Origin of the sequence: Paenibacillus lycopersici (assembly GCF_010119935.1) — a bacterium.
Taxonomy (GTDB): Bacteria; Bacillota; Bacilli; order Paenibacillales; family Paenibacillaceae; genus Paenibacillus_Z; species Paenibacillus_Z lycopersici.
This window is the reverse complement of the sequence record NZ_CP048209.1, coordinates 6,451,280-6,464,593: the sequence shown is the minus strand read 5'-3', so window position 1 is coordinate 6,464,593 and position 13,314 is coordinate 6,451,280. Positions and strand designations below refer to the sequence as shown.

General features: G+C 52.7%; 6 protein-coding genes. All 6 read left to right on the top strand.

Annotated elements, in window-relative coordinates; translation table 11 throughout:
• Positions 1-167 precede the first annotated feature (167 nt).
• The 6 genes from GXP70_RS28320 (at position 168) to GXP70_RS28295 (ending at position 13,248) form a co-directional block, all read left to right on the top strand.
• On the top strand, positions 168-3,080 hold the full coding sequence (locus tag GXP70_RS28320) for an S-layer homology domain-containing protein (protein ID WP_162360017.1): 2,913 nt from the start codon (positions 168-170) through the stop codon (positions 3,078-3,080).
• A 180-nt stretch (positions 3,081-3,260) separates the two neighbouring features.
• Positions 3,261-6,197 (top strand): hypothetical protein, encoded by a 2,937-nt coding sequence (locus GXP70_RS28315; RefSeq protein WP_162360016.1) that lies wholly within the window; start codon positions 3,261-3,263, stop codon positions 6,195-6,197.
• A 136-nt stretch (positions 6,198-6,333) separates the two neighbouring features.
• Positions 6,334-6,831, top strand: a complete 498-nt coding sequence (locus tag GXP70_RS28310) for a hypothetical protein (RefSeq protein ID WP_162360726.1) — start codon at positions 6,334-6,336, stop codon at positions 6,829-6,831.
• Between the two features lie 91 nt (positions 6,832-6,922).
• Positions 6,923-7,192 (top strand): alpha/beta-type small acid-soluble spore protein, encoded by a 270-nt coding sequence (locus GXP70_RS28305; RefSeq protein ID WP_162360015.1) that lies wholly within the window; start codon positions 6,923-6,925, stop codon positions 7,190-7,192.
• Positions 7,193-7,447: 255 nt separating this feature from the next.
• On the top strand, positions 7,448-8,650 hold the full coding sequence (metK, locus tag GXP70_RS28300; protein WP_162360014.1) for a methionine adenosyltransferase: 1,203 nt from the start codon (positions 7,448-7,450) through the stop codon (positions 8,648-8,650).
• A gap of 182 nt (positions 8,651-8,832) precedes the next feature.
• The gene (locus tag GXP70_RS28295) at positions 8,833-13,248 is read left to right on the top strand and encodes an Ig-like domain-containing protein (protein ID WP_162360013.1); all 4,416 of its coding nucleotides are present in this window, start codon (positions 8,833-8,835) and stop codon (positions 13,246-13,248) included.
• The last annotated feature ends 66 nt before the right edge of the window (positions 13,249-13,314 follow it).

Sequence of the window (13,314 nt, the reverse complement as noted above, 5' to 3'; positions counted from 1 at the left end):
TGGTAGGTGCCCATTGTATAATGTTATAGTGGCGTTCGGACTCTACCATTTTTTTCTTGTCTACAATTGTTTACAAGATTCTGCGACAAGTTCCTACAAGGAGCCACTTCTTGCAGACATTATTTATACGAATCATGCTCAACTCGTGAAAGGGGGTGAATCGGCCAATGAGAAATACGAGCAAACCATATTCTAAACAAAACTCTCAAGAACCGAAGCAATTTAGAGGAGGAGAAAAAAAGGTTATGAAAAAAAGTTTATCCCTCGTAGTAGCAGCAGCAATGACGCTGACTACAGCGTCCGTAGCATTTGCTGACACAGCTGCACCTACTGCAACTGACCTTACATCGCAACAAAAGTTTGACGCTCTGAAAGCGCTTGGTATCTTCAGCGGCTACCCAGACGGTACTGCTGGCCTTGACAAAGAAATGACTCGCGCAGAGTTCGCGAAAGTACTTACGAAGCTCTCCCAATTGGAAGAGAACGCAGCTGCAGCATCCGTTTACAAAGACGTTCCTGCTACTCACTGGGCAGTAGGTTTCGTTGGCGCTGTAACTGAAGCTCAACTCATGAACGGTCTTGGCGCCAACAAATTCGGCCCATCCGGTCAAGTAACAATCGAGCAAATCGCAAAAGTAGCTGACCTGGTTGCAGGCGTTGAGCCAGTTGCAGACGGCGAAGTTTCCGGCGCGGTTTCCGGTTGGGCAAAAGGCTACGTTGCAGCAGCAATCAAAGCCGGCCTTCTTCCTGAGCTTCCTTCCTACCAAACAAACGCAACTCGCGATTTGCTGGTAAGCGTTACTTACGATCTGGCTGCCAATGAATTGGTATCCGTAGCTTCCACTAAAGTGGTTGACGCTACGCACATCGAAGTAACATTCTCCGACGGCGGCGTTGTTAAGAAAGAACTGACAACTGCACTGGTTGCTAACACAGCTACGAAAGTAACTGTTGAGTACAACGGCAAATCGTACGAAGTATCGGTTACGCTGACTGCTGTTCAAGCTACTAGCGCAGCGCAATCTGGCGCTAAAAAAATCACAGTTAAGTTCAACCAAGCAGTATCCGCTGCTGACCAAGCGGCTCTGACTTATGAACTTAAATCCGGTCTTACTACATTCCCTGTAACGGCAACGTTCGCAGCTGACGGTCAATCCGCAGATCTGGCGGCAGCTTATCTGCCAGCTGGCGACTTCACTTTGACGGTTAAAGGCAGCGATGCTATCAGCCTGAAGGTTGAAGCTGAAGCGGCTAAGAAGCTTGACATCACGGCTACTGCGGTACAACCAGCAGCAGGTCAAGATCTTGGTGTTAAAGTTTACAATCAATTCGGCGAAGAAATGACTGCATCCGCACAAGTTACTTCGTATAACATTACTAAAGGCAAGGCGCTTAAAGATGGCGGCACACTTGATCTTTCCAACGCAGCTGATGCGGCTGTTAATGACAGCATCATCGTAACAGCGATCTATCCAGCTGCTGGTCTTTCCGCGAACAAAACGCTGAAAGTAACTAACGGCAGCTCGGCAACTTCGATCAAGTTGGATCAAGTTCAACCACTGACAGGCGATGCACGCGTATCCGTTGGTAAAACAGGATATGTACTTCCTTTGACAATGGTTGATGGTGAAGGCCATGCTGTGAAACTCCCTGCAACAACTGCAGTGTTTGAAGCTGGAAACACTGGCAACAGCCAAAGCTATGGCGGCCTGGTGTTCTACATTAGCGATCGTAACATCATCAGCAACCTGAAAGTCGATTCCAACGGCGTTGTAACATTCGATACAAACGCAGTAGGTCAAAAAGCAGGTACTGCTTATGTTACTGTAACTAACGGCGCTACAGCTGCAAGTGCATCCACTAGCGTTGTAGTTAACGATAATGCGAAAGTTAAAACTTTCCAACTGGGCAACTCCGGCTCGCTGATCGTTAAAGGTGAGAAAGTCGTTCTTCCTTTCACGGCTGTCGATTCGTATGGCGCTGCTATCGCTGCTAAAGACGTTAGCCTGAGCAATGTTACTTTCAACGCATTCGGCAAAGAGTACAGCGTTGCTAAAGGCAACCTGAACTTGAATGCTAAAGGCGAACTGGAATTCACGTTCGGCGATACTGGCACGACAACTGTCTATGTTTACGTTGACGGTGTACTGCAAGCTAGCAGCCCTAGCATCGACGTTAAAGACGTTGCATACTTCACGGCTGTAAATGGCATCAAAGACGTTGCGACGACATACGAAGTTAACGCTTCGAACGAGTTCGACCAAGACAACATCCTTTTGGTTGATAACTATGGCCGCGTTAAAAACGTAGATAAGGGCGAGTTCAAAGTCGTAAGCGACAATAAATCCGTTGTCGATTATGTCGACATCGACGGTAAAGGTACTATGGGCCTTAAAGCAGGCACGACTACCGGTTCCGCAAAAATCACGATTACTTCGACAGGCAACGCAGACAATACTGTAGTAGACAACCGTTCGAAAGCAATTACTGAATATTCCTTTACGGTGAACGTCGTTGCTTCGAGCGATATCAAATCGTATGCAATCGACTCGATTGGTACGGTCTACGGTGAAGCGAAGCAAGCCGATGCCTCTGTTCATGCACAAGCAGTATCGCTTCTTGGTAAAACTTCGAGCGGTGCATCCGTTGCTCTGGTTTCTTCCAAACCAGACTTCGTAACGAGCTCCGACGAAGCAATCCTGAAAGTAAGCGCTGCTGACTCGGTTAACGTTGTTGGTCAAAAAGCTGGTAAAGCAACTGTAGCGGCTTACCTCAACGGTAGCAAAGTAGCTGAACAAGAAGTTACGGTTTCCGAAGATGCACCGGTTGTTAAATCGGTTGAGTTCGGTGCTGATGAGTACACTGTTGATGCTGGTAAAACAGTAACTGTTACAGTAACTGTTAAAGACCAATATGGCAAAGTAATCGCAGCTCCATTCCAAATCTTGTCCGACGATACTGCAGTTGCAAAAGCACCTGCTAACAGCCTTGTGGTTTCTGGTCTGAAACACGGCAGCGCTACGCTGACGTACACTGCTTCCAACGGAACGCAAGACACTGCTATTATCTCGGTTAACTAATCTCACACCAAAAAGCAGGCGAGGGTAAACCTCGCCTGCTTTTTATTTTACATATCATTTTAAATTCATATGCACTTCATGGGCAGTATTTATACTTATATTGTATTAAAGCCATACTTATGCGAAACTTAATCTATGGATCATTCGTCTAATAGAGTATAGATTTCAGGAGGGATGAACGTGGCACACAAGTGGGCTAAGATCGGTGTAGTGGCATTGGCAAGCTCGGCGCTGTTGTTTCAGAATGTCGATCTGTCAATTCCATCTGCTGCGGCAGCGGCAAGCACGACAACGAACTCGATTTCCAGCAAGATTGTCAAATTGAATGCATCCGCTTATTTGAGTATTAGAGATGCTCATTTGACGATGCAGAGTCAAGGGAAGGTACTCGTCTATACCGTAGACATTACGAATAACGGGAACTCTTCGCTTGATTTAATCGATTACTGGCTTCGCGTGAAGACGAAGTCGGGCAAGTCCTTCAAGACGACGGCTATTGATGCCGATAAGGACAAGAAGGATGTTCCGGCGAAATCAACGCAAACGCTGACGTACTACACCGTAGTGGATAATCAAACGAAATTGACCGATCTTACCTTCCAGGTGGTAAAGTGGGATTTCTCGACGGCCAATTATGAACGCGTACTTGGCAACGTCCAATATCCGGCCAACGGTACGGATAAGGTCGCCGCTTACCAAGCTTCGGTTATGCGTTACGCCAACAATAAGATCCGCAGCGCGGTTAAACAGTCTTACATAACAACGGATGCAACGAATGCGTACTTGGTCGTTAACTTCCTCGTGGAGAATGTCGGCTTCCAGGCGAGCGATTTGTCCAAATTGAATTTCCTCGTGCAAACGGATAGTTACTCGCAGTACAACGTTACCGTATCGGGCCTGGATCAAAACACGATTCAGCCGAATGAACGTAAAATCGTCACCTTGCGAGCCACGATTCCGCTGAGTGTTGCCGGAAAACCGCTTTCGCTCTTGGTTGCCCAGAACGACGAGGGAAGCAAGATTCAACTGCCGGTTGGCTTGTTCTCGATGCCGACCATGAAGCCGTTGGCAGCAACGGCCGCTGGCAAGTCGCAAATGGTCTACATGAACGGTTCGCCCGTTACTACGATGGCCGGGAATGTATTCGTATCTATGGGTGCGAGCAGTAAAGACGTTTCCGTCCAATTTAAGCTGACGAATACGGGAACGGCGGCCGTCGCCGATCCAAATCTGGAATATTACATCCTGACCGCATCGGGAACCAGCTATCCGATGTCCTACACGCAAGATCAGAACGCCAAGCTTCTGCCGGACATCGAGAAGAACGTGACGTTGACCGGGCAAATTCCGAAGACCGTCAATTTATCGAATGCTACGCTTGTCGCGAAATCGCAAGCGACAGAAAAGGAAAGCGCGTACATCGTAGGGAAATATGTACTGCAGAATGCGTCGGATGCTGCGGCGGTAGGCAAGCCTCAGAAGGTCTACGTGTCGGGTACGCCGGTTAATACGGTAGCGGGCAAAGTGTTCATTTCTCAGGGAACGAGCAGTAAAAACGTCTCGATGGACTTTAGGCTGACGAATATCGACAAGACCTCGATCGCCTACCCGGCGCTGGACTACTTTATCGTAACGGCTTCTGGCACCAGCTATCCGATGTCTTATGAGAAACAAGATAATGCGATGCTGGTTCCTAATATTGAGACAACCGTTGCACTTAACGGTGAAGTCCCTACGAATGTGAATTTAACGAATGCGCAGCTCGTCGTGAAATCGCATGCAACGGACAAGGAGCAGGCAAGCATTATCGGAACGTATGCGCTGCAATCCACGACCCAACAGGGCTCGCTTGGCGGTGCCTTCATCTATAATGACTTCACCGTCAAACTGAACACCGTTCAACGCGCGCCTTCAAGCGATAACGACGTACTTGTCGCTACGTTCTCGGTAACGAACAGAAGCACGGCAACCGAACAAATTCCGACACTCGGGGGATATTTCATGGTGGACGGGGTGAAGATCGGCACGGAGCAGACAGCGGCGGCAATGGATGATTCGGTCACGCTCGCGCCTGGCGCATCTGCGGATTTTGTCGTATATTCGGAAATTCCGTATACCACGGCTATCGATAAGATTACCTTCGTAAGCACTGAACCGGTTCAAGGTAAAGCGGGTAAGCAACTCTATCAATTCAGTGCCCAACAATTAAGCGATATCCCGACGCAGAAGCTGGAGAACCCGTATTCGGTCAAGAGCATCGGCAAGCGCTCGACGGTTAACGTACTCCGCACGGCAGTCTTCAACGGAACGACGAAAAATAACTTCTATGCGGAATTCGAAGCGGTGAATAATGAAATGCGTTCGGCTTCGATAGCCGCACTGGGCGGTTATATCGTCGACAAGAAAGGCATCGTTGTTCCGGTTCAATTTGCAACGGCCAAAGACAAGCTATCGCCAAGCGGAAAGGCGCTGTTAAGTGCATTCGCCTCGATTCCGAAGAGCTTCGACGTGTCGTCGTATAAGCTGATTTTGGGACAATCGATCGCGACTAGCACTAACGGCGGAACTGGAACAACAGGTACAAATGGAAACGGATCCGGCACAGACGGAAATGACACGCCGGCAACCGGTAACCCGGTACTCGTTAATATGGTATCTTATCCGCTGAGCGACTTTACGCCAGTGACAAGCTCCGATCTCGGAAACATCCAATTTGCCGGGTATACGCTGGGTCTGCACTACATTAATGCGTTCCTGAACGTTGCCGGCCAGTTCGATGTCAACGGTTTGAAAATGACGTTGGATTACAATCTCGCTAAAAATAACGACTATGAGGTTATCACCGGCGACCATAAACTATTAATCGAGTTCGTGAACCAAGATAACAATCATGTGACGTATTCCAAGCAATTCTCGCTTCTGTCAGGCGCAGCGAATGATCAAGTGCTTACGGAAACCAAAGACAGCCCGCTCACGATCGTGTTCGACAACGATTCGGAAATTCAATCCAAAATTTTGCACTACGACACCTATAAAGTCAATGTGTACGATGTGTTCCAAGATAGCAAGCTCCTGCTGGCAAGCAAAGAAATGAACTGGTTTACGACAACTCCTTAGCATCTACACGCAACGAACCTGGAAGAGCCGGCTAGCATACAGCCGGCTTTTTTCATGAAATGAGAGACGCCTGCCGATATAAGTTTAGTATGGTGCATGCAGGATGAACAAAGGCAAGGAGGATTAACCCGTGAAGATGAATGGATTTAAATTGACCCTCTCCGTCGTTGTCGTTGGCGTCGCGCTTTGGGTCGGACTGAAGCTGCCCACGATGGCGGAAGGAGACAATCCTTCCGTTACGCCAGGCTCCATTAACGATCCGGTCGTGACGAAAAGCTACATTGACCAGCAGGTGGCCGGCTTAGTGAAAGCCGAAATCGCCAAGCAAGCCGGCGGGCAATCGGATCAAGGAGGCCAAAAAGTCGAAGTGGTCACGGTGCCGGTGGGGAAGTTTCTGATCGCGGCGGATGGAGCGGAATTCATCGTTCGCGCCGGCAAAGCCGTTGTCTATAGCGCGGACAGCAACGGGATATCCGATTTAACGGACGGGGTGGATATTACGAACGGCAAACCGGTTCCGAGCAATCACCTCATCTTATTCCCGCGCGGCGGCCGGGGCGTCACGCCTGCCCCGGGTCAAACAACGGGATTGACCGTAATGGTGCGGGGCAAGTACGAGCTGCTCGTCAAGTAGCTATTTTTACCCGCATTGACAACAACTTATCCGCTTTGAACGCCGGCTATCCGCGCACAATACAAGCATCCCATTAGGAGGTGCTTACGCAATGTCGAGAAGCAATCGTAAAGTCGTTCCTGAATGCGCCCAAGCGCTGAATCAAATGAAGTATGAACTCGCGGCTGAGCTTGGCCTGATGACCGGCGGTTCCGCGGGCGGAGCCGATACGGAATTCGCATCGGAGCTTGGCGGTACCGCAAGCGCGGGCGGCGCGCACGTGAACTGGTCGCAGATCGCGACAAGGGATGCCGGCTATATCGGCGGCAACATTACTAGACGACTTGTCCAGCAAGCCGAGCAAATCTTGAAAGGTTTGTAAAGTCAAGCCCGAATTGGCCGTCATCCATTGACATCAAGCGACATATTCGGTATCATACTGTCCTAGAGAGTTCTTAATGAGACCTTTTCCTCCTTGGAAAAGGTTCATTTTTTGAAATCCGAGCTTTTCACTTGGTATCGAAACGTTCAGCGTTAGATCCCGTATGGGACGACGATTTTTCTTATAGAGTCCCAGCAAGATGAGCATGTTATGCATCATACTTAGAAATTATAAGTTGCAGGAGGTTGAGGTTTCATGTCGCTTAAAGGACGTCATTTGTTCACGTCTGAATCCGTAACGGAAGGCCATCCCGACAAGATCTGCGATCAGATCTCTGACGCGGTTTTGGATGCATTCCTGGAAGTGGACCCTTATGCGCGCGTCGCGTGCGAAGTATCCGTCGCGACGGGCTTGGTGCTCGTGATCGGCGAAATCAGCAGCCGCGCCGATTATGTCGATATACCGGCAATCGTTCGCCGCACGATCAAAGAAATCGGCTATACGCGTGCTAAATTCGGTTTCGATTCCAGCACTTGCGCAGTGCTGACATCGCTTAACGAACAATCCGCCGACATCGCGCAAGGCGTTAACGCAGCGCTTGAATCGCGCGACGGCGTAGACATTCGCCAAGAGAACGAAGACATCGGCGCTGGCGATCAAGGCTTGATGTTCGGTTTCGCATCGAACGAGACGCCTGAATTGATGCCGCTGCCGATCGCGTTGGCACACCGGATTTCCCGCCAACTATCTGAAGTGCGCAAGAACGGCACGCTGGATTACCTGCGTCCGGACGGCAAAACGCAAGTCACGATCGAATACGTCGACGGCAAACCGACGCGCGTCGATGCCATCGTCGTATCCACGCAGCATGCCGAAGAAGTGACGCTGGAGCAAATCCAGTCCGATATCCGCAAGCATGTTATCGCGCCGGTCGTTCCATCGGAATGGCTGGATGACGAAACGAAATATTTCATTAACCCGACAGGCCGCTTCGTCATCGGCGGTCCTCAGGGCGACGCCGGTCTGACAGGCCGTAAGATCATCGTCGATACGTATGGCGGCTACGCTCGTCACGGCGGCGGCGCTTTCTCCGGCAAGGATCCGACTAAAGTCGACCGTTCCGCAGCTTATGCGGCACGTTATGTGGCGAAGAACATCGTAGCCGCAGGCCTTGCGGATAAATGCGAAATTCAATTGGCTTACGCAATCGGCGTAGCGAACCCGGTTTCCATTAACGTGGATACGTACGGCACGGGCAAAGTGGACGAAGAAATGCTTGTCGAAGTCATCAAGAACAACTTCGACTTGCGTCCTGCGGGCATCATCAAGATGCTTGACCTTCGCCGTCCGATCTATGGCAAAACGGCTGCTTATGGTCACTTCGGCCGTACGGACATCGACGTTCCATGGGAACGCGTAGACAAGGCAGATAAGTTGAAATCCGACGCGCTTCGTTAATCGACAACGTGCATCGTGAAAGCCGCTCCTCTATTGGGGCGGCTTTTTTTATTGCCATGCATGTCATGCGGCAAGCCAAGAGGGCTCGAAAAGCCGGTCATTTTTAAGAGAATGTCTTCATTTCCGGCGGCTTCCAGCCGAAAAATAAGATACGAGTGTCTTTAATTAGGGAGTGGGTAATTGTGGTCCGAAATCGCAAATGGTCATCATTTATTATTGCAGCAATCGTGCTTCTTCAATTCGTTGTTGGCGGATTGGCGGTCGAACCGATGCGGGTGAAGGCGGACGCAGCCGGACCGGTCTTGACAAGCAAATCCCCTTCGGCGAGCGCGACGAACGTGAGGCCCGATACGAGCCTCTTGCTTACCTTCGATCAGAACGTGAAGAAGGGGACCGGCGGCGCGACGATCCAGATTCGCAAGCAAATCTCGAACGAGCTTGTCGAATCCTTCGATACGGCAAATAGCGGCAGAGTCGCGATCGGGACGGGCTCGAACCGCAATGTGGTGACGATTACGCCAACGAGCAGTTTTGCCCTGAATACGAGCTACTATGTAACGATCGACCCTGGCGCTTTCGTAAGCGAGAGCGATAACAGCGTATTCACCGGGTTGACGAGCGCGCTGGATTGGAGCTTCACGACGATCGCGTCCGTGGATACGACGAATCCGGTATTGGATACGAATACGCCGCTCCAACCGGCGAATAATGCTACGGTGGGCATAAGCACGGGACTAAAGATGAAGTTCAACAAGCCGGTCTTCGCGGCAAGCGGAACGATCACGGTAACGAATACGAATCCGAGGCAGTCCTGGGATTCGCAAGCGATTAACGTGAATTCGACGAATGTCAGCGGCAGTTCGACGTCAACGATTACGATCGTGCTGCCGAATTCGCTGCAAGGCAGCTCGGAATATACCGTTAGCATTCCGAATGGCGCGTTTAAAGACGCGGCTGGCAATCCTTTCATGAATGCGCCGGCATGGACGTTTAAGACTTCCGCGCCGCCGCTCGGGAGCCCGACGCTGTCGCCGCAGGACGATGCGTACGGAGTCAGCGTCTCAACGCCGCTCGTATTAAGCTTTCCAGTCAAAGTGGCGAAGAATTCAGGGTATATCTGGATCAACAAAATTGCCGACAATACAAGCGTGCAGCAGATTAACGTCGCGAGCAGCAGCGTCGTCCTTGCCAATAACGCCATAGGCGGTACGGACGTGACGATTACGCCAAGCACGTTGGATCCGAATACGGGGTTCTATGTGCTGATCGACGCGAACGCCTTCAAAGGCGCGACGGATGCGAGCCTGCTCTACCAAGGCATTTCCGACGCGCGGTATTGGAGCTTCAGCACCAATCCCGGCAACGATCAGACGCCGCCAACGCTGGTGGCGGACCAACGTAAGCCGCTCGCGACGCAGGCGACGCTGACGCCGGAATTGGAGCTGAATTTCTCGGAGCCCGTCTATCCTGGAACAGGGAATATCACGATTCGTTCCTATCCATCCGGTTCCGTCTTCGCAGCCATTCCCGTCACATCCACCAGCGTGACTGGAGGGGGAACGACCAAGATCAAGGTAGGGAACGTGAATAAAACGTACACCAACAATACGACGTACTATGTCGAGATTGGCGGACAGGCGTTCTCCGACGCAAGCGGGAATTATTATGCCGGGATCACCGGCGACAGCGGATGGCGGTTCACGGTAACCTCCGATACGGACAAGCCGACGCTCGTGCTGCAGCTGCCGGCGAATGGCGCGACGAACGTTCCTCTGCAGGGCGCCAAGCTGGAGGCGACGTTCAGCGAGCCGATTATGCTCGGTACCAATACGTCCGCGATCAAACTGAAACGAATCTCCGGCAGCACGGCCAGCATTGCGACGACGTTCGCGATAGATCCGACCAACAACCGCAAGCTGCTGATTACCGTGAACGGGACATTGACGGCGAGCACCGATTATTATGTCGAAATGGGAGCGGGCGTCGTAACCGATCTCGCGGGGAATGCGTTTGACGGCATTCTCAATCAATACCAGTGGACCTTCCGCACATCCAGCACGACGTCCGGCCCGCCGAAGGTTTCGAAGGCCGAACTCGTGGGCACGAACAAAATCAGAATGACGTTCAACGAGAACCTGAACGAGAACGTAACGCCGCTGCCGGCCAACTTCTACGTGACGGTAAACGGCGCTATGCGGGTTGTGAGCGCCGTTGCGGTGAGCGGACAATACGTCACGCTGACGCTTCAAAGCGATGTCGCTGCCGGACAGACGGTGAAAGTCTCTTATTCGGCCGGCACGGCGCCGATCCAAGACCTCTCCGGGATCGAAGCCGCCAACTTCTCGAACTTGAACGTGACGAACGTTGCGGATACGACGGCACCGTACCAAGTAAGCGGGTCGATCAACGGCAATACGGTCATCCTTACGTTCAGCGAAGAGCTGGCCTCGATCAGCACGTATGCGTATTCCCAGTTTTCGTTGAACATTAACGGTTCTTATTCGTCCGTTACAAGCATTTCGGGATCGGGCAACCTTGTCGTGCTGACCTATGGCGGGCAGGCGGCGACGATCGGCCAAACCGTGTCGGTTTCCTATTACAGCTCGTCCTCGTACGCGCTTAAGGATCTGGCGGGCAATGCGCTGGCTTCGTTCAGCGGGTTCTATATTCAGAACGGTTATGACGCGAAGGCGCCTGCGCTGCAATCGGCTACGGCATCGGGGGCGCAGATTACGCTCGGTTACGATGAGGCGCTGAATCCGTCGCTTATTCCGCCGAGAACGGCCTATGCCCTGAGCGTGAACGGCAAAAGCCGTTCCGTGTCGGGCGTAAGCGTAGGCGGAGCACAGGTGGTGCTGACGGTCTCCCCGGCGATCGCCGTCGGAGATTCCGTGCTGCTTTCTTACACCGTAGGATCGCCTGCCCTGTCGGATTTGGGCGGCAATGCCGCGCTTGCGTTCAACGGTACGGCTGTCAACACCGGCACCGGCGGCTCGTCGGCGCTGGCCCTGAACGGCATTATCGCGAAGGGCGCCAATGTGACGCTCAGCTTCTCGGCGGAGCTGAACACCGGCTATGTGCCGACAATCTCGCAGTTTGCGGTGAAAGTGAACAATGTATCGCGTCCAATATTGAACACGGCGATCAGCGGTTCGGCGGTCGTGCTGACGCTGGCCACGGCAATCAACATCGGCGATACCGTCAAAGTCAGCTACACCAACTCGGGTTACGGACCAAGATCGACAACGGGCGCAGTACCGGCGTCGTTTACGGATACGGCGGCAGCCAACCAGACGACTTGGTCGGATGGCGTGAACAGCGAGTACGAGGCGGCGGCCGGCGGCGGCCTGTCCATCAAGATTTCGGAGGCCGCGACGACGTCCGCCGTATCGCCGGCCGGCATTTCGGCCAAGCAATATGCCTTGACCTCGGAGAAAGTGACGAATGCCTATAACGCGATACGTTCGGTTAGCGGCACGGCTCCGCGTCTCGTCCTGACGATACCGGACACGGAGAATGCGGCGATCGCCGCGTTCCCGCTCGGCGCGCTGGAGGATGCAAAGAAGCTTATGTCCAATGCTTCCATCGTGGTGGCTTATAAGGCGATCACGTACGAGATCCCGCTCAGCGCGCTCAATTTCACGCAGCTGGCGCAAATGATGAATGCGGGCAGCGCGGTCGGTCAGCTGGTGATTTCCATCGATACGAATGCGAGCTCGCTGGCGTCGTCGCTGAATACGCAGCTGAGCGCCGCGAAGGCGCAGACGCTCGTCAGCCCGGTCAGCTTCCAAGTCTCCGTGACGAATAACGGTCTGACGAAGCCGGTGGAAACGTTGAACGGCTACGTGACGCGGACGATTACGACGTCCGCCAACCTGGATGGCAGGCAGGTTGCGGTCGTCTGGCTGGATCCGCAGTCGGGCAAGCTGTCGTACGTGCCGACGACCGTGCAGCAGGTCAACAATCAGTCGGTCGTGACGTTCAAGCGCAAAGGCAATAGCGTGTATGCCGTCGTGAAAGGCGCGACGAGCTTTACCGACTTGAACAACCATTGGGCGCGCAACGATATTCTATTGCTGGCCAATAAGTACATCGTGGAAGGCAGTACGCTGACGACGTTCGCGCCGAAGAAGGCGATCACGCGCGGCGAGTTCGCGATGTTTATCGCGAAAGGGCTCGGTCTGACCGGCGACCGCGCGGCAGCGGCGAAGTTCAAGGACGTGAACACGTCCACCAGCCTGGCAGCCTACATCGGCGCCGCGGCGACGGCAGGCATCGTCCAGGGGATGACGGACGGCTCCTTCAAGCCGAACAATCCGGTCACAAGGGAAGAGATGGCGACGATGATGGTTCGCGCGATCGGCGTTGCAGGCATTCAAGTGACGCTGCAAGGCTCGGCTGCCGATACGTTGAAGAAATTCAGCGACCGGGGCAAGGTTGGCACTTGGGCGCAGACGGACGTGGCCAAAGCCGTTCAAGCGGGCATCATCAATGGCCAGACGACGTCGACGTTCGGCGGCAAGAACAATGCGACGCGGGCGGAAGCGGCCGTGATGGTGAAGCGGCTGCTTGACTACGTGGGCTTCCTGGACAGCTAGCACCGATATCGAATAATAGCGCAACCAGAGCTATCCGGTCGAACAGACTCGGATAGCTTTTTTATA